This window comes from Vibrio sp. YMD68, from assembly GCF_029958905.1.
Taxonomy (GTDB): Bacteria; Pseudomonadota; Gammaproteobacteria; order Enterobacterales; family Vibrionaceae; genus Vibrio.
Genome location: NZ_CP124614.1, coordinates 862,549 through 883,303, shown reverse-complemented (window position 1 = coordinate 883,303; position 20,755 = coordinate 862,549). Strand labels below are relative to the sequence as shown.

The window sequence follows — 20,755 nt, the reverse complement described above, 5'->3', positions numbered from 1 at the left end:
AGTTTAACGCCGTGTTTAAACCTGTGTACGGCCTAGTGAAATAACGACACGACGGTTTTTGTCTTTACCTATCGGAGATGAATTATCTGAAACAGGGCGGCGTTTACCATAGCCTTGAATTTGAATTCTATCCTCGGGTAACCCCAACGATTGGAAATATCCGCGTAAAACTTCCGCCCGCTGCTCTGATAGATTTTGAGACACACTTCGGGTATCAACCGAATCTGTATACGTCGAAACCAATACCAAATCGATATCTTGATTGTGCCTAATATACTCAGCAATTTGGGCTAAACGCTTTTGAGATGCCTTATTGAGCTCCACACTGCTTCGATCATAATGCAAAATAGTAAACGCGATATCTTCGAAGCTATAGGGAAGCAGATTAGCAATGCAATCACTGAAAACATTGTACTTCTGCTGGAACAAGACCGACGAAAGAGCGACTTCAATTCTTTGATCCCGACTTTGCCAATCTTGATAGCTGAATGTAGGATAGCGGCCTTTTTCAAGCTCACCGAGAATTCCCCAAGCGGTCTGTCCGCCAATATAGCCGTCAAATTGTTTGAAAAACTTTATGCTTGTAATACGTTCCGCATTTTCACCAGGGCGCCATGCAGGTGGTAGCGACACTAAGCTAACATTCCGCGTTTCCCCCATCGGCCTGCGCATCTTAAGTTCAAAATCTAAGATGATTTTTTTACTCGCCCGAGATGAAAATTCAGCGTCACCATAATTTGGGATTGGGTGGACTAAGCGGCACTCTAGTGGCGTATTTGCCACCATTTGCCATGTAGATTGCATAGGCGTGGCGACATAACGTTTATCCAACGCAACCGCGTTTGGAGAAATCAGATGACTGGTTATTAGTACTGCGCTAATCGCGGCCCACTTCTTCATATTTGCTGTTCTCTTAGATACCACTTGATGACGGCGAATGTTTGCCGCTGCAACTTCTCTTACCCTACAATGCAAAATTCTAGCCATAAAACCGAATAAATTACGTTTCATTATTGGATTCTTCGGTTTTGCTCTCTGCTGGAATCTGCAATAATGCACGGCTTGTTCATCTGACTAAAAAAACTATGACTGTTGAAAATGAAACTCTAACGTTAAAGAAACGATTTCGTGGATACTTCCCTGTCGTCATTGATGTAGAGACTGCCGGCTTTAACTCAGATACCGATGCATTATTAGAGATTTGTGCCATTACGCTAACAATGGATGAACAGGGTGATCTTCATCCCGCTTCCACTATTCATTTTCACATCGAACCTTTCGAGGGTGCAAACCTAGAAAAAGCCGCGTTGGAATTCAACGGAATTATAGACCCATTCAGCCCACTTCGCGGCGCTGTTAGTGAAGAGCACGCATTAAAAGAAATCTATAAACTTGTGCGAAAAGAGCAAAAAGACCAGGGGTGCAGCCGTGCCATTATGGTTGCTCATAATGCCACTTTTGACCATAAGTTCGTTATGGCTGCAAGTGAACGTAGCAAGTTGAAAAGAGTCCCTTTCCATCCTTTTGCCACATTTGATACCGCTGCATTAAGTGGCCTTGCCTATGGTCAGACCGTTCTAGCCAAGGCTTGCAAAACCGCAGGGATGGAGTTCGACAACAAAGAAGCGCACTCAGCACGTTACGATACTGAAAAAACCGCTGAGCTTTTTTGTGGCATCGTTAATAAATGGAAAGCGCTTGGCGGCTGGCCTCTCATTGACGACAACAATTAATACCAACCACACTAAGTAAGTGCTCAGACATAACGCAGGTTAAACGCGAGAGAACAAGGCAAAGTTTTTCGATAAGTCGTTATTCTACCATCAAAAATTCTAATGCAATTATCGCCTGTTTAACCCGCTAGAGTGAGCCGTTATTTAGTACGATTGGTATAAATACAAACATAACTAACCGAGAAAACTATGAATCCTGTTGTAATTTCTGTCTGTATCATGCTGATACTCGCTTTAATGCGCGTGAATGTCGTTGTGGCGTTAACATTCAGTGCTATTGTTGGCGGCCTTGTGTCTGGCATGAGTTTAAATGACGCAGTTTCTGCATTTGAGAGTGGCTTAGGGGGCGGTGCAACCATCGCATTAAGCTATGCCATGTTAGGGACATTTGCTGTCGCTATTTCTAAATCAGGCATCACCGATTTGCTCGCACAAAATGTGATTAAGCGAATCAACGGCAAAGAGAGCGGAACGGCGACCACTGGATTGAAATACGCGGTCTTGGCATCGCTGATTTTGGTCACTATGTCCTCTCAAAACGTTATCCCAGTTCATATCGCCTTTATTCCCATTTTAATTCCACCTCTGCTAGGCGTATTTGCAAAATTAAAGATGGACCGTCGAATGGTAGCTTGTGTCCTAACTTTCGGTCTAGTCACTCCCTACATGATTTTGCCGATTGGCTTTGGTGGTATTTTCCTAAACAATATTTTGCTTAAAAACTTGCATGAGAATGGACTAGAAAGCGTCGTAGCATCTCAAGTGCCTATCGCAATGATTCTTCCTGCTTTGGGGATGGTATTTGGTCTATTGACTGCTCTGTTGTTCAGCTACAGAAAGCCTCGTGAATACAAAGAAACAACACTGACCCATATTAATGAAGAGCCAACGAGTATCGACAAGAAAAGTATTTTGGTTGCCTGTGTCGGTATTGTGGTTGCTCTGGCAGTACAACTGTCAACTGGCTCAATGATAATCGGCGCTCTAGCAGGCTTTATGGTCTTCACATTCGGCGGTGTCATTGCCTGGAAAGAGACACAAGATGTCTTTACCAAAGGTGTTCACATGATGGCGATGATTGGGTTTATTATGATTGCTGCGGCTGGTTTTGCTGCTGTTATGAAGCAAACTGGCGGTGTTGAATCCCTTGTAGACGCGTTATCAACCAGCATTGGTGATAACAAGCCACTTGCTGCGCTGTTGATGTTGGTTGTCGGCTTATTGGTCACCTTGGGTATTGGTTCTTCGTTCTCAACCATTCCAATTCTAGCAACGATTTACGTTCCTCTAGCCGCTGCGTTTGGGTTTTCACCGATGGCGACCATTGCTTTAGTTGGAACAGCCGCTGCACTGGGTGATGCGGGATCGCCGGCTTCTGATTCAACATTAGGACCAACGTCGGGCCTCAATGCCGATGGGCAGCATGAGCATATTTGGGAAACCGTTGTACCCACGTTTATTCACTACAATATCCCCCTGATCATTTTTGGTTGGATTGCAGCTATGGTTTTATAAATACGGTTCTATAAATACGGTTCTATAAATGCGGTTTATAAGTCCGGCTCTGTAAGGCCAGATCTTGAAATCAAGTTTCTCTAGTGGCATGGTCTATACCTACATCGCACTAGAGTTTGCGATAGTTTTGGAGTTAGCGCTCCTGTTGTCTTGGCATTCTTGTCTAAGGCATTCATTTGATTACGGAAACAAAAAAACCGAGTCTCTTAAGACTCGGTTTTTATTTACTTTTATTAACCTAAGTTAACTTACCAGCCCGTGATTTCACGTAGGCCTTTACCGATGTCAGCAAGAGACTTAACCGTCTTAACGCCTGCTGCTTCTAATGCTGCGAATTTATCTTCAGCCGTACCTTTACCGCCAGAGATGATTGCGCCTGCGTGGCCCATACGTTTACCCGGAGGAGCCGTAACACCCGCGATGTAAGAAACAACCGGCTTAGTTACGTTCGCTTTAATGAACTCAGCCGCTTCTTCTTCCGCAGTACCACCGATCTCACCAATCATTACGATTGCTTCCGTCTCTGGGTCTTCTTGGAAAAGTTTTAGGATATCAATGAAGTTTGAACCTGGAATAGGGTCACCACCGATACCAACACATGTGGACTGACCAAAGCCTTCATCGGTTGTTTGCTTAACGGCTTCGTACGTCAGAGTACCTGAACGAGATACGATACCGACTTTACCCTTCTTGTGGATATGACCCGGCATGATACCAATCTTACACTCGTCTGGAGTGATAAGACCTGGACAGTTAGGACCGATCATACGAACGCCAGTTTCTTCTAGCTTCACTTTAACGTCGATCATATCTGTTGTAGGGATACCTTCAGTGATCGTTACGATCAGTTCGATACCGGCATCAATCGCTTCTAAGATTGCATCTTTACAGAAAGGTGCTGGTACATAGATAACGGTTGCTGTTGCGCCAGTGACTTCTACTGCTTCGCGTACTGTATTGAATACTGGAAGGCCTAGGTGAGTTTGACCACCTTTACCAGGTGAAACACCACCAACCATTTGCGTACCGTATGCGATAGCTTGGTCTGAGTGGAATGTACCTTGACCGCCAGTGAAACCCTGACAGATTACTTTAGTGTCTTTGTTAATTAATACAGACATTATTTAGCCTCCGCAGCAGCAACAACTTTCTGAGCAGCATCTGTTAGAGATTCAGCTGCAATGATATCAACATCAGAATTAGCAAGTACTTCGCGACCTAGGTCTGCGTTGGTACCTTCTAGACGAACAACCACAGGTACGGTTACGCCAACTTCTTTAACGGCACCAATAATACCTTCAGCGATCATGTCACAACGAACGATGCCACCGAAGATGTTTACTAGTACTGCTTTAACATTGTCATCAGAAAGGATGATCTTGAATGCTTCAGCTACACGCTCTTTTGTTGCACCGCCGCCTACATCAAGGAAGTTTGCTGGCTTGCCGCCGTGTAGGTTTACGATATCCATCGTACCCATAGCAAGGCCTGCACCGTTAACCATACAGCCAACGTTGCCATCAAGAGCTACGTAGTTCAGTTCCCACTGAGCTGCGTGTGCTTCACGCTCGTCTTCTTGCGAAGGATCGTGCATTTCACGAAGTTTTGGCTGACGGTACATTGCGTTTGAATCAATGTTGATCTTGCCGTCAAGACACAGAAGGTTACCTTCACTTGTAATAACAAGCGGGTTGATTTCTAGTAGAGCTAGATCGTACTGAGAGAACATTTCACCAAGACCCATGAAGATCTTAACGAACTGTTTAATTTGATCGCCAGCTAGACCAAGTTTGAATGCCAATTCACGTCCTTGGTATGCTTGAGGGCCAACGAGAGGGTCGATCGCAGATTGGTGAATCAACTCTGGCGTTTCTTCAGCGATTTTCTCAATGTCCACACCGCCTTCAGTTGACGCCATGAATACAATTTTGCGCGTTGCACGGTCAACAACAGCACCTAGGTAAAGCTCGTTAGCAATGTTCGATGCTTCTTCAACTAGGATCTTGGTTACAGGCTGACCATTAGCGTCTGTTTGGTAAGTCACTAGGTTTTTACCTAGCCACTTTTGTGCAAACTCTTTAACGCCTTCTTTCGTGTCGTGTAGCTCTACGCCGCCCGCTTTACCACGGCCACCAGCGTGTACTTGACACTTAACAACTTTTTTTTCTGTGCTGATACGGCCAGCAGCTTCAAACGCTTCTTGAGGCGTATCACATGCGAAACCTTCTGGTACAGGCAAACCGAATTCTGCAAACAGCTGTTTGGCTTGGTATTCATGCAAATTCATTGTTTATTTCCATTTGTTTATCCCTAAAGGGATTTATTATTTCCATTAGACTTTCAGTCATACTGAGTCTACATCGTAGGGTGCTTCTAAATATCTATCGCTTAAACGATAAAATACAAATTAAGTGTGAGCATACTTAATTTGTAAAAATGGAGAGACCGTCGAAACGGGCTCCCCATATTGCTCTACTTATACATCAAGTAACAAGCGAGCAGGATCTTCTAGCAGTTCTTTAATGGTCACTAGGAAGCCAACTGATTCACGACCGTCAATGAGACGGTGATCGTAAGAAAGCGCTAGGTACATCATTGGTAGAATCTCTACTTTTCCATCAACCGCCATTGGACGGTCTTGGATTTTGTGCATACCCAAAATTGCCGCTTGAGGTGGGTTAATGATTGGCGTAGACATTAGAGAACCAAAAACACCACCGTTAGTGATAGTGAAGTTACCGCCAATCAGTTCATCGACCGTTAACTTACCGTCACGACCTTTAATCGCAAGCTCTTTGATGCCTTTTTCGATATCAGCAAAACCTAGCGTATCACAGTCTTTTAATACTGGAGTCACCAAGCCACGCGGCGTAGAAACCGCCATGCTAATATCAAAGTAATTGTGGTAAACAATATCAGTACCATCGATTGATGCATTGACTTCAGGGTAACGCTTCAGCGCTTCTGTTACGGCTTTGACATAGAAAGACATAAAGCCTAAGCGCGTGCCGTGGCGTTTTTCAAAGCTATCTTGGTATTGCTTACGCAAGTCCATGATAGGCTTCATATTCACTTCGTTAAACGTCGTCAGCATTGCCGTGCTATTTTTGGCTTCCAATAGACGATTTGCAACGGTTTTACGCAGGCGAGTCATTGGCACACGTTTCTGACTGCGAGCAGCAGTAGGAGCAGCTTGTATAGGCTCTTCTTTTGCTGCTGGTGCCGATTTGGCCGCAGCTAAATGCGCATCAATGTCTTCACGTGTTATACGACCACCAACACCCGTACCTTTAACCTGAGACGCTTCCAAGCTATGTTCTGCTAGCAAGCGACGTACTGCTGGGCTAAGTGCGTCGTTATTTTCATCCGTTAATGACGCTTTATGACGTTTGTCAGGCGATGCTTCTGTTTCATCGGTTGTATCCGATGTCGGCTCACCCGCTACAGCACCAGGCTTGAGTCGAGCAATAAGCTGTTTTGACAGTACCGTAGCACCCTCTTCTTCAATAATAGCTTCTAAAATACCCGCTTCAGGAGCCGGTACTTCTAGAACCACTTTATCGGTTTCAATGTCTACAATTACTTCGTCGCGCGCAACCGCTTCGCCTGGCTGTTTGTGCCATGTTGCTACCGTTGCGTCTGCTACTGATTCAGGTAAGTCTGGAACCAGAATTTCAATAGTCATATTCGTGTCTTCCTTTTACTTCTAGTTCTTAATTCGAAACTTTTGGGTTGATGGTCAAAGCATCGTCAACTAACGCTTTTTGTTGTTTCAGGTGCACCGACATATAACCAACGGCCGGTGACGCTGAAGCAGGTCTACCTGTATAGCGTAGCTTCGCATCAGTAGGTATTGCCGATAAGAAATTATGCTGGCTACTGTACCAAGCCCCTTGGTTTTGCGGCTCTTCTTGACACCAAACAAATTCTTTTGCATTTGAATAAGGAGCAATAGCAGCTTGCACATCCTCTAATGGGAATGGGTACAATTGTTCTATCCGCACAATAGCGACATCATCTTGCTCATTATTTCTGCGTTGAGCGAGTAAGTCGTAGTAAACCTTACCTGAACAGAAGACGACCTGCTTAACGTTAGACGCTTCTAATTCATCCACTTCCCCAATCGCCGATTGGAAAGTGCCCTCAGCAAGATCTTCAAAAGAAGAAGTACATAGGGGATGACGTAGCAAGGATTTCGGCGACATGACGATCAACGGACGACGCATTGGGCGCACCACTTGACGTCGAATCATGTGGTAAACCTGAGCCGGTGTAGACGGCACGACGATCTGCATATTTTGCTCAGCACATAATTGCAAGTAGCGCTCTAAACGTGCAGACGAGTGTTCTGGGCCCTGCCCTTCATATCCATGAGGTAGCAACATGGTTAGGCCACACAAACGTGCCCATTTTTGCTCACCAGAAGAAATGAATTGATCGATAACCACTTGGGCACCATTGGCAAAATCACCAAATTGCGCTTCCCAAAGCGTCAAACCACCAGGTTCAGCCGTTGCGTAACCATACTCAAAGGCCAGTACCGCTTCTTCAGATAGAACAGAGTCAAACACTTGGAATGGACCTTGTTTATCGTGAACGTTATCTAATGGAATGTAGGTACTCGCATCGGTTTGGTTGTGCAGTACAGCATGACGGTGGAAGAAAGTTCCGCGTCCAGAGTCCTGCCCTGAAATACGGATACGCTTACCATCATCAACCAAGGTTGCATAAGCCATTGTTTCAGCCATGCCCCAGTCAACGCGTTTTTCGCCACTTACCATCGCTAAGCGGTCGTTGTAAAGCTTGTTCACACGACTTTGCAGCTTATGACTTTCCGGGTACTGACAAATTCGGTTACCCAGATCTCTCAAACGTTCTACATCGATTTTGCTATCCCAATCGATATCCCAGTCATGACCAAGATATGGGGACCAATCGACAGAATGAAGCGCCATTGGACGCCACTCTTTGACCACAACCTCACCGTGATCAAGTGCATCGCGGTACCCATTAACTAACTCAGTCGCGGTTTCGATATCGAACTCGCCTCGGTCAATCAATACATCAGCATAAAGCTTACGTGGGGTTGGGTGCTTTTTGATCTTTTGATACATCAACGGCTGGGTGGCGTTTGGTTCATCCGCTTCATTGTGACCATGGCGTCGATAACACACCAACTCAATCACGACGTCGCGTTTAAATTCATTTCTATAATCAAGCGCTAAGCGAGCAACGAAAGCGACCGCTTCAGGATCATCAGCATTAACGTGGAATATCGGAGCCTGTACCATTTTCGCAATATCAGTACAGTACATGGTAGAGCGCGTGTCGCGAGGGTTCGAAGTAGTGAAACCAACTTGGTTATTCACGACAATTCGTACCGTCCCACCAACGCGGAAGCCGCGGGTTTGAGACATATTAAACGTCTCTTGCACGACACCCTGCCCTGCAATGGCAGAATCACCATGGACAGTAATAGGAAGAACAACGCTTCCATCTTTATCATTTAGGCGATCTTGACGAGCTCGAACCGAACCGATAACCACTGGGTTAACGATTTCAAGGTGAGATGGGTTAAAGGCCAATGCTAAGTGGACATTGCCACCCGGTGTAGCGAAGTCCGCTGAAAAACCTTGGTGATACTTAACATCACCCGTACCCCATGTATCATCATGTTTACCGGCAAACTCATCAAACAAATCTTGAGGTTTTTTACCCAGAACATTAACTAACATGTTCAGACGGCCACGGTGAGCCATCCCGATAACCACTTCTCTCATGCCTTGACCACCAGCATGACGAATCAGTTCTTTCGTCATCGGGATTAAAGCGTCACCACCTTCAAGAGAAAAGCGTTTTGCTCCTGGGAATTTAGCACCCAAGTAACGCTCTAACCCTTCAGCAGCGGTTAGCTCTTCAAGAAAATCACGTTTCTCTTCAAGGTTAAAAGAAGGTTGACCCGACACAGATTCCAAACGTTGTTGAATCCAACGTTTTTGTTCTGTGTTTGTCATGTGCATGTATTCGGCACCAATTGAACCACAATAGGTCTGCTTCAGTGCTTTATAGAGATCTTTGAGGACCATCGTCTCTTGCCCGATAGCAAAAGAACCGACATTGAATGTTTCATCAAAGTCTTCTTCGGTAAGATGGTGGAAAGAAGGGTCAAGATCTGGAACAGCAGGTCTAACCCATAAACCTAGGGGGTCTAGGTTCGCAGCTTGATGCCCTCGGAAGCGGAACGCATTAATAAGCTGCAGTACTTTTACTTGTTTAACATCGACATCAGGATCACTAACTTGGACATTGTAATGCTTAGTCTCTTGAGCAAGCCGACGGAAGTAATCACGGACACGTGAATGCGGTTGTTCAACCACTTCTGAAGATTGCACAGGCAAATCTTCAAACACACGTTTCCACTCCTCACTTACCAGATCGGGATCACTTAGATACGTTTCGTAGAGTTCTTCTACATAAGTCGCATTGGCGCCAGCCAAGTGTGAAGACTCGAGCCATGCCTTCATCACGCCGTTGTGCATATTTTCCCTTAACCAGTAGTTTTCACGTTTACGTCGACCTATAGATCGACTGTCTGTCGCCCTAATCCTAGGGCGACAATCTTATTAATTTAAACCGAACGATTGACTAACATAGTCTTAATATGACCAATAGCCTTCGTAGGATTTAATCCTTTAGGACAAACACTTACACAATTCATGATGCCATGGCAACGAAAAACGCTAAACGCATCGTCAAGATTCGATAAGCGTTCATCCGTTGCTGTATCTCGGCTATCAATTAACCAACGATACGCGGCAAGTAACCCTGCTGGGCCAATAAACTTGTCTGGGTTCCACCAAAATGAAGGGCAAGATGTCGTACAACAAGCACACATAATACACTCGTATAAACCATCTAAATGTGCACGCTCATCTGGGCTTTGCAAATTCTCACGTGACGGCGGTAAATTACCATCAGTCACTAGGAATGGCTTAACTTTAGAGTAGTTGTCGTAAAACTGTGTCATATCCACAACCAAGTCGCGAACAACTGGTAATCCTGGTAATGGGCGTATGACTATGGTTCCTTTCGCCGATAAATCTGACAAAGGAGTAATACACGCTAACCCGTTTTTACCATTCATATTTACGCCATCAGAGCCGCATACACCTTCTCGACATGAGCGTCTGAACGATATGCTTGGGTCTTGCTCTTTAAGTAATATAAGCGCATCAAGTACCATCATGTCTGAGCCATCTTCGACTTCCAACACGTAGTCCTTCATGTAAGGCTTTTGGTCTGTATCCGGGTTGTAACGATACAAAGAGAAATTCAATTTCATAATCGGGGCCTCTCCTTAGTACGTTCTAGCTTTCGGTGGAAATGCTTCACGATGTACAGGTTCCATATTTACACCCCGTTTTGACATGCTTTCTGTCTCAGGGTTATAAATTGAATGGCATAACCACTCTGCATCATCACGATCAGGGAAATCATATCTCGCATGAGCACCGCGACTTTCCGTACGGAAGTTTGCAGCGACTGCAGTAGCAAAAGCCGTTTCCATTAAGTTCTCAAGCTCAAGACATTCAACTCGCTGCGTATTAAACTCGGTTGATTTATCCGATAAATGCGCATTGTTCAGACGCTTTCTGATCTCTTTAAGCTCTTCTAAACCTTTTGCCATCGCATCGCCTTCACGGAATACCGAGAAGTTATTTTGCATGCATTGCTGTAAATCTTTGCGGATAACAGCTGGGTCTTCACCATCAGTACTGTTTTCCCAACGATTGTATCGCTCAAGCGAACGAGCAATGTCTTCATCTGTTGCTGGTTTAGCATCTTCCTGCTTTCTGAGCGTTTCACCAAGATGAAGCCCTGTTGCACGACCGAATACAACCAAATCAAGTAGTGAGTTACCACCTAAACGGTTTGCGCCATGAACAGATACTGAAGCAATTTCACCACATGCAAATAAGCCTTGGACTTCGACATCAGCACCATTAGCATCTTGCTTGATTGCCTGACCTGACACTTGAGTCGGAATACCACCCATCATGTAATGACAAGTTGGAATCACTGGAATCGGCTCTTTAACTGGATCAACGTGTGCAAACGTACGAGATAATTCACAAACACCCGGTAAGCGCGACTCTAACGTCTCTTTACCTAAGTGATCGAGTTTAAGCTTGATATGTGGCCCCCAAGGTCCATCACATCCTCGACCTTCACGAATCTCAATCATCATTGAACGCGCAACAACGTCTCGACCAGCCAGATCTTTTGCATTAGGTGCATAACGCTCCATGAAGCGCTCACCATCATTATTTAAAAGATAGCCACCTTCTCCACGACAACCTTCGGTCACCAATGTACCTGCACCCGCTATCCCTGTTGGGTGGAACTGCCACATTTCAATATCTTGCATTGGGACACCCGCACGGATAGCCATACCTACGCCGTCACCAGTGTTAATATGTGCATTCGTCGTTGACGCGTAGATACGCCCCGCACCACCTGTCGCCAGTATGGTTGCTTTAGCTTTAAAGTAGCAGACTTCGCCCGTTTCCATGCACAAAGCGGTGGTACCTAAAATAGCGCCATCTTCATTCTTTACTAAATCAAGCGCGTACCATTCTGAAAAAATGGTGGTCTCGTGCTTAATATTTTGCTGGTATAAGGTGTGGAGTAAAGCGTGACCCGTACGGTCTGCTGCTGCTGCTGTACGAGCGGCTTGCTCACCACCAAAGTTTTTCGATTGACCACCAAACGGGCGTTGGTAAATCGTGCCATTATCAAAACGAGAAAATGGTAAACCCATCTTTTCTAGTTCAATAACTGACTCAGGACCATTTTTACACATATACTCAATCGCATCTTGGTCTCCGATGTAATCAGAACCTTTTACGGTGTCGTACATGTGCTGCTCCCAGTGATCTTCATGAGCATTGCCAAGGGCTACGGTAATACCGCCCTGGGCTGATACTGTATGAGATCGTGTTGGAAACACTTTAGACAGCAAAGCACATGAAAGGCCTTGCTCTGAAATTTGTAGTGCAGCGCGCATCCCTGCACCACCAGCGCCAATTACAACGGCATCGAATTCTCGAACTGGAATAGTCACTTACGCACCCCACAAAATATAAAAACCAGAGAAAAAATAGCTCAATAGTGCCACCACAACAACTAACAGCAAACCGCCACGCAAGGTTGCGCATTTGACGTAATCCGTTAGCACCTGCCATAGACCAATCCATGCATGAATCAGCACGGACAGTAAAGCAAGCATGGTGAAGACTTTAGTAAATGTGCTACCGAAAAATTGAGTCCAAGAGATATAAGAAATATCGCCTGAGAAAGCTAAGAAGCTAATCAAATAGACGGTGTAAAGAGTCATGAGAATGGCGGTTGCACGAATCAATAGATAATCGTGAACGCCATTTCGTCCAAATGATGAAACATGCTTTACCATACTAGTACTCCTGCAAGAAGTGATAGAACGGCAGTGGCAGCAAAAGCGACTTTAGCACTTAAAGCTCCAGTATCGAGTTCTTCAAAGTAGCCGAAATCCATCAGTAGGTGACGTATGCCACCAACAATATGGTAGGCCAACGCGGTGGCGATTCCCCACAAAATAAACTTCACAAAGAAACCACTAACAAGGTCACCGGCTTCTTTGAATCCATAAGGGGACTCGAGGGATAGAGACAGTAGCCATAACAATATGCCAATCGCTACAAACGTAATCACCCCTGCCACTCGGTGCAGGATGGATGCGATTGCAGTAATTGGAAAGCTAACTGTCTGTAAATCTAAATTAACAGGTCTTGACTTTCTTTCTTTCACGGGCTTGCTCACTCAGCTCCATTGAGCATTTATTGTTATCAACGAATCTCGTGCGGAAACCGACAAAACACAACATCTAAGTAACAATTATGACGAGAAAAGCACCAGTTAATTGTAAATAAAATGTTAACAAAAAAACTGAAAAGCTAACCCCGTATTTGTTTCTAGCCTTGAATTTATAAGGTTTTCACCGAGATTTCTAGCGTCACTATACGACTGGCAACATTCTAATACAATTGATGTAACAATTTTTGCTACATAGAACAGATTTTTAACTTATTTGCTATAAAAAGTCATGCTAAGTGCACACATCGAAGGAGAATAATTGACTTTATAAGCGAACACACGTACAAAAATGGCAAATAAACATCCTGGACGGATTAATAATAAACAAAGGAGATTGTTATGGCGGATAAGAAAGCGACCCTTCATATTGAAGGTTTAGCGCCAATCGAATTGCCAATTATGGACGGGACTGTCGGCCCTCAAGTAATTGATGTTCGTAAGCTAGGTTCAAATGGATATTTCACGTTCGACCCTGGTTTTCTTGCCACTGCATCTTGTGAATCTCAAATCACTTACATTGATGGCGGAAAAGGTGTGTTACTGCACCGTGGCTATCCTATTGATCAGTTAGCGAACAACGCTGACTATTTAGAAGTCTGTTATATTCTTCTTTACGGTGAAGCCCCTGGTCGTGAGCAATACGAAACCTTTAAACGCACGGTAACTCGTCACACTATGGTCCACGAGCAGATCGCAAGTTTCTATCACGGATTCCGACGTGATGCTCACCCAATGGCAGTGATGTGTGGTGTGGTTGGCGCACTCGCAGCGTTCTACCATGATTCACTTGATATTAATAACGATACACACCGTGAAATCGCGGCTTATCGTCTGTTATCAAAAATGCCTACGTTGGCAGCAATGTGTTACAAGTACTCTATCGGTCAGCCGTTTATTTACCCAAGGAATGAACTAAGCTACGCTGAAAACTTCCTACACATGATGTTTGCAAACCCATGTGAAGAGTATGAAGTAAACCCTGTTGTCGCTCGCGCAATGGACAAAATATTCACTTTGCATGCTGATCATGAACAAAATGCTTCAACGTCAACAGTACGTCTTGCTGGTTCATCAGGTGCTAACCCATTTGCGTGTATTGCGGCGGGTATCGCGTCTCTTTGGGGCCCTGCTCACGGTGGTGCCAATGAAGCGTGTCTTCATATGTTAGAAGAAATTGGCAGCGTTGATAACATTGAAGAGTACGTAGCAAAAGCAAAAGACAAAGAAGACCCGTTCCGTTTGATGGGCTTTGGTCACCGTGTTTACAAAAACTACGATCCACGCGCAACAGTCATGCGTGAAGCTTGTCACGACGTTCTGAAAGAGCTGAATATTAAAGATCCTCTGCTAGACGTTGCGATGGAACTGGAACGCATTGCTCTTTCTGATGAGTATTTTGTTGAGAAGAAGCTCTACCCGAACGTGGACTTTTACTCAGGCATTATTCTTAAAGCGATTGGTATTCCAGTCTCGATGTTTACCGTTATTTTTGCGATGTCGCGCACTATCGGTTGGATAGCTCACTGGAACGAAATGCACAGTGATCCTACAAACCGTATTGGACGCCCTCGTCAGTTGTATACCGGTCAAGAACAACGTGATTTCCAACCGCTTCACGAACGTGATTAATGGTTTGGGGCTGTCTCTACGTTGTTAGTGGGGCAGCAAAGAAACAAAACTAAAAAGCTTGGCCACGTGCCAAGCTTTTTTATTTTCATTCCAGCCACACGGGTTTATGCCAACTAAACAGGGTTATCAATATCAACGAACATCACCTCAAGCCCATGCTCTGAATGTAACCACTCTCCTAATGCTTTAATGCCATATCGTTCTGTTGCGTGGTGTCCTGCTGCATAGTAATGGATACCCAGTTCACGAGCGACGTAAGTGGTGCGCTCTGATATCTCGCCTGAGATAAAGGCATCAAGCCCTTTTTGTGCAGCTAATTCAATATAGTCTTGTCCGCCACCCGTGCACCACCCCACTGTTTCAACCAGTTCGCCTTTGTCGACAGCGTTTTCTGGGGCTAGCTTCTCAAGGGATAAGCTCTCAAGGGATAAATTCTCAGCGGATAGGTTCTCAGGGGAAATATGCAGCGGTTGGCGATTGAGAACTTGATTAATCTTTGTGGCAAAGTCTCCTGCCGTCATGGGCTCATTTAGCCTCCCATACATTGCAACGGATTGAGCATGCCCTTCAAGGCCCCCTTCTACCTCTATGCCCAGTAAACGCGCTAATTCGGCGTTGTTACCTAAAGAAGGATGAATATCCAGTGGTAAGTGGTAGCCATACAAATTGATGTCGTTCTTAATCAGGGTTCGAATACGCTTACCTTTCATGCCTTTAATGGCTTCTGATTCACCTTTCCAAAAATAGCCATGATGGACTAAGATAGCATCTGCATTTAACGCAATGGCTTTGTCGATAAGTGCTTGTGATGCGGTCACACCGGTTATGATACGCTTAATGTCACTCTTGCCTTCTATTTGCATTCCATTCGGGCAATAGTCTTTAATTAGCTGGGGAGAAAGCTCTGTATTAAGGATTGCTTCAAGTTGCAGGTTATTCATGGTTCATTTCCATTGGCCTTATTTCATGCCAATGTTTATAGCAAGTTCACGGTCTAAAGTCGAAAGCTGTTGGAAGGAATATAGGGATTATATGGATTCGTTACACCGTTTTTATCAGTGGGTCATCACAGCCCCATCATTATTTGAACCTAGGCCTCCACTTGATAATTTACCGGCCCTCCCGCATCACTCACTCCCCTTAGGTGAAACGTACTCCGGAAACCCTCGTTTAGGGTTTTTATATCAGTATCTTTGTGAGAGGTTGTTCGAGCATTCGGATGATCATCAAATCGTCATGACAGAAGAGCAGATTAATGTGGATGGTAAAACGTTGGGGGAAATTGATTTTATCATTCAAAATCGCTCAAACCATCAATTTGAACACTGGGAAGTGGCCATCAAGTTTTATCTGTTGCACGGCTCCCATTGGTATGGGCCTAATTCTAAAGACCGGCTCGATATTAAGTTAAAAAGGATGACCGACCACCAACTAACCATGTCACAAACGGCCTCATTCAAACAAAAGTATCCGCAAATATCCCCTATTTCTTTACACCTTTTGCTTCAAGGGCGTTTGTACGTCAATCCATTTATTGATCAAGATATACCAGAAAGTTGTCATGGCTATGCGTTGAACGCTTCCCAAATACAGGGGAAGTGGTGTTATGAAAATCAATGGCATTTGATTGCGGAGCCTTTATACCCTCTAGAAAAGTACCAATGGGCCACTGGAGCTACCAAACTAGGCGAACCTATCGATAAGCCTACCGATCGATTTGTTCATGCTCAAACATCGTCTGGTGAGTTTTGGTTTGTCGTGCCTAACCACTGGCCAAACGAGCCAAAACCGAGAAGCTAAACCGACACGCTGAAAAACACGCATAAAAAAGGCGATCATCCGATCGCCTTTTCTTAAACTATCGACTACAAACCGGCATCTGCAAATACTTGATTCACAATATCTTGCGCTTCGGATTCAATTTGAGCCAAGTGCTCTTCGCCTTTAAAGCTTTCGCAGTAAATCTTATAGATATCTTCCGTACCTGACGGGCGAGCAGCAAACCAACCATTTTCAGTCGTCACTTTTAAGCCACCAATGGCCGCACCATTACCAGGAGCATGGGTCAGTCGCGCTGTAATCGGCTCACCCGCTAAAGTCTCAGCTGAAACCATCTCTGCTGAAAGCTTTTTCAAAATGTCTTTCTGTGGCCCATTAGCAACGGCTTGGATACGATTGTATTTTGACTCACCATGCTTAGCCGCCAGTTCCTCATAGTATTGCTGAGGGTTCTTGCCCGTTACCGCGGTAATTTCTGCGGCCAAAAGACACAATAAAATACCATCTTTATCGGTTGACCAAGGTGTGCCATCTTTTCTCAAGAAGGATGCCCCTGCACTTTCTTCACCGCCAAAACCAAATTGACCACTGTAGAGCCCGTCAACAAACCATTTGAATCCAACAGGAACTTCACAAAGCTCGCGCCCTAGGTCGGCCACCACACGGTCAATCAACGCACTAGATACGAGTGTTTTACCCACAGCCACGTCTTTACCCCACCCCTGGCGGTTACGGTATAGGTAGTCAATACATACGGCTAAAAAGTGGTTCGGATTCATCAAGCCTTGTGGCGTTACAATGCCATGACGATCGTAATCTGGGTCATTACCAAACGCCAAGTCATAGTCGTCTTTTAATTCAAGTAAACCTGCCATTGCATAAGGTGATGAGCAATCCATACGCACGACACCATCTTTATCCAAAGACATAAACTGGAACGTCGGATCAATCGCTTCACTGACCAGCGTTAAATCAAGCTTATAGGCAGTCGCAATTTGGCGCCAGTAATCAATACCTGATCCACCTAATGGATCAACGCCTAACTTTAGCCCTGATTTTTGAATCGCTTCCATATCAACAACGTTCACGAGATCATCGATGTAAGGCTTAACTAGGTCACACTCGACAAACAGATCAGACGCTTTTGCTTGTGCGATAGGCAGACGTTTCACACCCGCCAAATCAAGTGAAATCAACTCATTGGCACGGTCTTCGATCGCTTGTGTGAGTTCCGCTTCTGCTGGGCCCCCGTGAGTCGGGTTGTATTTGATACCACCATCTTGAGGTGGATTATGAGAAGGGGTGATCACAATGCCATCTGCTTTCGCATCATGTTTCAAATTGTGCGTCAAAATCGCATGAGAAACACCTGGAGTAGGTGTGTAGCCATTATGTTCTTGACTGATCACCTTTACGCCATTGGCAACCAATACCTCGACAACGGTCAAAAATGCAGGTTCAGACAACGCATGCGTATCTTTGCCCAAAAACAGTGGCCCTGTAATGTTCGCTTTAGCCCGAACTTCTGCAACCGCTTGAGCAATCGCCAAGATATGATGTTCATTGAATGTGGATTTGTCTGCCGTACCTCGATGACCAGAAGTGCCAAACTGGACCTTATGATCTGAATTGTTAGCCTGAGGTTGAAGTAGAAAGTAATTTGATACTAAAGCCGGAATATTATGCAAATCTTGTTGTTGTGCTTTTGTTCCAGCTCTTGGGTGCATAGCCATTTATGACGTCCTTTCTTAGGTAGGTTTGTAACACTAAAAAGCCTCACAATACGCTGCGAACCATGCATGTTATTGTGAGGCTTCAAGTATAAAATCTAAATCGTATTTATAACCTTTTCGATTAAATCAGCTGGAAAGTTCATTCTCGTCATCAGCTGCTCAGTCATTTGTCGTTTTCGACTGGTATTATTATTGGTTATAACCCAAAACGGTGTATTGGGAATCGCTTTGGGTTTAGTGGTATTACCGTTTGCCAATAGCGTCTGCTCATTATCAGCAAAATAAACGCGTTTGCGCCCTTTGACTTGGGTCGCTTCAGAAAAGCTTGCTGGGTTAACTCGGTGCAGAGTGGACAACACCAACATAAAACGATCAATCGCTTTCTTTAAGCTTGCAAACTCGTCAGAGATCAATAAAGAACGCATCTCTTTAATACTGTCGACCGCTTTTACTTTTCCCGCGTCTTTGCTGACAACAATACCTTTCGGCTTCACTTGTGCTTCTTCTTGCTGAGTCTCCGCATTTACGCCTTCATTTGCATTCAGTAATCGGCGCAATATATCAGACGCGCTTTCACCAATATGCTGAGTCTGGCTCGCAATATAACGGTATAGATCCTCATCAACCTCAATTGTTTTCATTCGCTTTTCACAATCTCTATGTTTAAACTCTGTGGGATTATAGCGAGATCTTCACTGATACTCTACGGCAAACCAATCATGAATAAGATAAAAATGTCTCAATTGCTCAACTACAAACTTGAAGGCTCCGGCCAAACTCTTGTTTTAATCCACGGCTTGTTTGGAAACTTGGACAATCTCGGCTTGTTAGCACGGGATCTTGGACACGATCATCAAGTTTTAAGCATTGATCTCCGAAACCATGGCTTATCGTTTCATTCTGAAACACATGACTATGCGTCTATGGCTGAAGATGTTGTTTTGCTTCTTGAACATCTTAACCTGACCGACGTCGTGCTGATTGGTCACTCCATGGGTGGAAAGGTCGCGATGAAAGTGGCGGCGATATCGAGTTCACTTATCAGCAAGTTGGTTGTTTTAGATATGGCGCCCGTGGCCTACCAAGTCCACCGACATGAAAATGTGCTTAATGGACTGCAAGCGGTCATCGAAGAAAAACCGACCAGCCGCAATAAAGCGTTAGACATCATGTCTGAGCATATTCTCATCGAAGGTGTTAGGCAGTTTTTGAGTAAATCCTTATTTCGCTCTGAGGGTATTATGTGCTGGCGATTCAATGTCGAATCCATTGTGACTCATTATTGGGAAATACTGGGGTGGCATAGTGTTGAACCGATCGCTATTCCAACGTTATTTATCAAAGGGGCGCAATCAGACTATTTATTACCAGAACACCAACCAGAGATTCAACGTCAATTTCCACAGGCTAAGGCGCATATCATCTCAAACGTTGGTCACTGGCTACATGCTGAAAAGCCAAAAGAAGTGCTAAGAGTGATTCGGAACTTTTTATAGTAACGCAACTCTCATTAAACACGCACAGATAACCCAGCACGGATTAACTTTAGCGTTTAACAATGATATAGTGCGCGCAAGTAAATTGGCATAAAGGGATTCCATGCTGTACGACTATATGAACATGCTTGAGTCTATTGGTTTAGACTTACTTTTTGCATCTATCTTCTTCCTCATTGGTATGGCGATAAAAGATGTTCTCAAACAAGGCAATGTTCCTCCTTTTGGGCGTCGTATTGTATGGCTAGTACTTTTCCTTGGTTGCGCAGGATTCATCGCAAAAGGATTGATCCAAATTAGCTGGGAAGGTTCAGGGCTTGGTTAGCCACTGTTTCTTTAGCCCCTCGACACAGACAATATTAAAGGTAATGATTCTATGGCAAGTGTAGGTATCTTCTTTGGTAGCGACACCGGCAACACAGAAGCTGTTGCAAAGATGATTCAAAAGCAATTGGGTAAACAACTCGTTCACGTTCAAGACATTGCAAAAAGTAGCAAAGAAGACATTGATAACTTTGATCTGCTTCTTCTTGGCATTCCTACTTGGTACTACGGTGAAGCTCAATGCGACTGGGATGACTTCTTTCCAGAGCTAGAAGGGATTGACTTCTCAACCAAGCTTGTGGGCATTTTCGGCTGTGGTGACCAAGAAGATTACGCTGAATATTTCTGTGACGCGATGGGAACGGTTCGAGACATCGTTGAAGCGAAAGGCGGCACTATTCTGGGTTATACATCAACCGAAAGCTACGAGTTTGAAGCCTCTAAAGCACTCGTCGAAGGGGATGATAGCCAGTTTGTCGGCTTATGTATTGATGAAGACCGTCAGCCTGAACTGACTGAATCACGTGTGAATACCTGGGCTGCTCAGATCCATGAAGAGATGTGCTTGTCTGAACTGACTGACTAAGTAAATACTTCACCAAGTTCAAAAAAAGAACCTCCATTCCCGGAGGTT

The 20,755-nt window shown here is 44.6% G+C and carries 19 protein-coding genes; 7 read left to right on the top strand and 12 right to left on the bottom strand.

Annotated features, from left to right (window positions below):
* Positions 1 to 15 precede the first annotated feature (15 nt).
* On the bottom strand, positions 16 to 900 hold the full coding sequence (locus tag QF117_RS10190; RefSeq protein WP_282389456.1) for an OmpA family protein: 885 nt from the start codon (positions 898 to 900) through the stop codon (positions 16 to 18).
* A 185-nt stretch (positions 901 to 1,085) separates the two neighbouring features.
* Here QF117_RS10190 and rnt point away from each other — a divergent pair, with 185 nt between their 5' ends.
* Both rnt and QF117_RS10180 read left to right on the top strand, forming a co-directional pair.
* On the top strand, positions 1,086 to 1,733 hold the full coding sequence (gene rnt, locus QF117_RS10185; protein WP_282388850.1) for a ribonuclease T: 648 nt from the start codon (positions 1,086 to 1,088) through the stop codon (positions 1,731 to 1,733).
* Between the two features lie 189 nt (positions 1,734 to 1,922).
* A complete protein-coding gene (locus tag QF117_RS10180; RefSeq protein ID WP_282388848.1) occupies positions 1,923 to 3,248 on the top strand; it encodes a Na+/H+ antiporter family protein in 1,326 nt (441 codons plus the stop codon).
* A 248-nt stretch (positions 3,249 to 3,496) separates the two neighbouring features.
* On the opposite strand, the gene sucD is transcribed toward QF117_RS10180, so the two are convergent.
* The 8 genes from sucD to sdhC form a co-directional block, all read right to left on the bottom strand.
* On the bottom strand, positions 3,497 to 4,369 hold the full coding sequence (gene sucD / locus QF117_RS10175) for a succinate--CoA ligase subunit alpha (protein WP_004734209.1): 873 nt from the start codon (positions 4,367 to 4,369) through the stop codon (positions 3,497 to 3,499).
* Complete coding sequence (sucC, locus tag QF117_RS10170) at positions 4,369 to 5,535, bottom strand: ADP-forming succinate--CoA ligase subunit beta (protein WP_282388810.1); 1,167 nt, start codon at positions 5,533 to 5,535, stop codon at positions 4,369 to 4,371. Before sucC ends, sucD begins: the two co-directional genes overlap by 1 nt.
* Positions 5,536 to 5,724: 189 nt before the next feature.
* Positions 5,725 to 6,933, bottom strand: a complete 1,209-nt coding sequence (odhB, locus tag QF117_RS10165) for a 2-oxoglutarate dehydrogenase complex dihydrolipoyllysine-residue succinyltransferase (RefSeq protein ID WP_282388809.1) — start codon at positions 6,931 to 6,933, stop codon at positions 5,725 to 5,727.
* Positions 6,934 to 6,961: 28 nt separating this feature from the next.
* Positions 6,962 to 9,787: a 2-oxoglutarate dehydrogenase E1 component gene (sucA, locus tag QF117_RS10160; protein ID WP_282388808.1), complete on the bottom strand. Its 2,826-nt coding sequence runs from the start codon at positions 9,785 to 9,787 to the stop codon at positions 6,962 to 6,964.
* A gap of 89 nt (positions 9,788 to 9,876) precedes the next feature.
* Positions 9,877 to 10,590: a succinate dehydrogenase iron-sulfur subunit gene (locus QF117_RS10155; protein ID WP_017033168.1), complete on the bottom strand. Its 714-nt coding sequence runs from the start codon at positions 10,588 to 10,590 to the stop codon at positions 9,877 to 9,879.
* A 15-nt stretch (positions 10,591 to 10,605) separates the two neighbouring features.
* Entirely contained in the window at positions 10,606 to 12,372 is a 1,767-nt protein-coding gene (gene sdhA / locus QF117_RS10150) for a succinate dehydrogenase flavoprotein subunit (RefSeq protein WP_282388807.1), read from the bottom strand.
* A complete protein-coding gene (gene sdhD / locus QF117_RS10145) occupies positions 12,373 to 12,720 on the bottom strand; it encodes a succinate dehydrogenase, hydrophobic membrane anchor protein (RefSeq protein WP_282388806.1) in 348 nt (115 codons plus the stop codon).
* Entirely contained in the window at positions 12,714 to 13,106 is a 393-nt protein-coding gene (sdhC, locus tag QF117_RS10140; RefSeq protein WP_282388805.1) for a succinate dehydrogenase cytochrome b556 subunit, read from the bottom strand. The genes sdhD and sdhC overlap by 7 nt, the downstream gene beginning before the upstream one ends.
* Before the next feature lie 393 nt (positions 13,107 to 13,499).
* Here sdhC and QF117_RS10135 point away from each other — a divergent pair, with 393 nt between their 5' ends.
* The gene (locus QF117_RS10135) at positions 13,500 to 14,789 is read left to right on the top strand and encodes a citrate synthase (RefSeq protein WP_017033172.1); all 1,290 of its coding nucleotides are present in this window, start codon (positions 13,500 to 13,502) and stop codon (positions 14,787 to 14,789) included.
* Between the two features lie 113 nt (positions 14,790 to 14,902).
* Here QF117_RS10135 and QF117_RS10130 read toward each other — a convergent pair whose 3' ends face one another.
* Positions 14,903 to 15,730, bottom strand: a complete 828-nt coding sequence (locus tag QF117_RS10130; protein WP_282388804.1) for a Nif3-like dinuclear metal center hexameric protein — start codon at positions 15,728 to 15,730, stop codon at positions 14,903 to 14,905.
* Between the two features lie 91 nt (positions 15,731 to 15,821).
* On the opposite strand from QF117_RS10130, the gene QF117_RS10125 reads away from it, so the two are divergent.
* Positions 15,822 to 16,589: a DUF1853 family protein gene (locus QF117_RS10125; RefSeq protein ID WP_282388803.1), complete on the top strand. Its 768-nt coding sequence runs from the start codon at positions 15,822 to 15,824 to the stop codon at positions 16,587 to 16,589.
* 65 nt (positions 16,590 to 16,654) lie between these two features.
* Here QF117_RS10125 and pgm read toward each other — a convergent pair whose 3' ends face one another.
* Together pgm and seqA are read right to left on the bottom strand one after the other, a co-directional pair.
* A complete protein-coding gene (gene pgm / locus QF117_RS10120) occupies positions 16,655 to 18,301 on the bottom strand; it encodes a phosphoglucomutase (alpha-D-glucose-1,6-bisphosphate-dependent) (RefSeq protein ID WP_282388802.1) in 1,647 nt (548 codons plus the stop codon).
* Positions 18,302 to 18,396: 95 nt separating this feature from the next.
* Positions 18,397 to 18,942 carry a replication initiation negative regulator SeqA gene (seqA, locus tag QF117_RS10115; protein ID WP_282388801.1) on the bottom strand — a complete coding sequence of 182 codons (546 nt, stop codon included), beginning with the start codon at positions 18,940 to 18,942 and terminating at the stop codon, positions 18,397 to 18,399.
* 93 nt (positions 18,943 to 19,035) lie between these two features.
* On the opposite strand from seqA, the gene QF117_RS10110 reads away from it, so the two are divergent.
* The 3 genes from QF117_RS10110 to fldA all read left to right on the top strand — a co-directional run bounded on the left by QF117_RS10110 (position 19,036) and on the right by fldA (position 20,707).
* On the top strand, positions 19,036 to 19,797 hold the full coding sequence (locus tag QF117_RS10110) for an alpha/beta fold hydrolase (RefSeq protein WP_282389455.1): 762 nt from the start codon (positions 19,036 to 19,038) through the stop codon (positions 19,795 to 19,797).
* Positions 19,798 to 19,900: 103 nt separating this feature from the next.
* Positions 19,901 to 20,122 (top strand): DUF2788 domain-containing protein, encoded by a 222-nt coding sequence (locus QF117_RS10105; RefSeq protein WP_017033178.1) that lies wholly within the window; start codon positions 19,901 to 19,903, stop codon positions 20,120 to 20,122.
* A gap of 51 nt (positions 20,123 to 20,173) precedes the next feature.
* Positions 20,174 to 20,707 (top strand): flavodoxin FldA, encoded by a 534-nt coding sequence (fldA, locus tag QF117_RS10100; protein WP_282388800.1) that lies wholly within the window; start codon positions 20,174 to 20,176, stop codon positions 20,705 to 20,707.
* Positions 20,708 to 20,755: the final 48 nt, after the last annotated feature.

Coding starts and splice junctions, on each gene's coding strand:
- rnt (WP_282388850.1), top strand. CDS start 1,086: ATGACTGTTGAAAATGAAACTCTAACGTTAAAGAAACGATTTCGTGGA.
- QF117_RS10110 (WP_282389455.1), top strand. CDS start 19,036: ATGTCTCAATTGCTCAACTACAAACTTGAAGGCTCCGGCCAAACTCTT.
- QF117_RS10105 (WP_017033178.1), top strand. CDS start 19,901: ATGCTGTACGACTATATGAACATGCTTGAGTCTATTGGTTTAGACTTA.
- seqA (WP_282388801.1), bottom strand. CDS start 18,942: ATGAAAACAATTGAGGTTGATGAGGATCTATACCGTTATATTGCGAGC.
- sucC (WP_282388810.1), bottom strand. CDS start 5,535: ATGAATTTGCATGAATACCAAGCCAAACAGCTGTTTGCAGAATTCGGT.
- sdhD (WP_282388806.1), bottom strand. CDS start 12,720: ATGGTAAAGCATGTTTCATCATTTGGACGAAATGGCGTTCACGATTAT.
- QF117_RS10155 (WP_017033168.1), bottom strand. CDS start 10,590: ATGAAATTGAATTTCTCTTTGTATCGTTACAACCCGGATACAGACCAA.
- QF117_RS10125 (WP_282388803.1), top strand. CDS start 15,822: ATGGATTCGTTACACCGTTTTTATCAGTGGGTCATCACAGCCCCATCA.
- pgm (WP_282388802.1), bottom strand. CDS start 18,301: ATGGCTATGCACCCAAGAGCTGGAACAAAAGCACAACAACAAGATTTG.
- sucA (WP_282388808.1), bottom strand. CDS start 9,787: ATGCACAACGGCGTGATGAAGGCATGGCTCGAGTCTTCACACTTGGCT.
- QF117_RS10130 (WP_282388804.1), bottom strand. CDS start 15,730: ATGAATAACCTGCAACTTGAAGCAATCCTTAATACAGAGCTTTCTCCC.
- sucD (WP_004734209.1), bottom strand. CDS start 4,369: ATGTCTGTATTAATTAACAAAGACACTAAAGTAATCTGTCAGGGTTTC.
- QF117_RS10180 (WP_282388848.1), top strand. CDS start 1,923: ATGAATCCTGTTGTAATTTCTGTCTGTATCATGCTGATACTCGCTTTA.
- QF117_RS10190 (WP_282389456.1), bottom strand. CDS start 900: ATGAAGAAGTGGGCCGCGATTAGCGCAGTACTAATAACCAGTCATCTG.
- fldA (WP_282388800.1), top strand. CDS start 20,174: ATGGCAAGTGTAGGTATCTTCTTTGGTAGCGACACCGGCAACACAGAA.
- QF117_RS10135 (WP_017033172.1), top strand. CDS start 13,500: ATGGCGGATAAGAAAGCGACCCTTCATATTGAAGGTTTAGCGCCAATC.
- odhB (WP_282388809.1), bottom strand. CDS start 6,933: ATGACTATTGAAATTCTGGTTCCAGACTTACCTGAATCAGTAGCAGAC.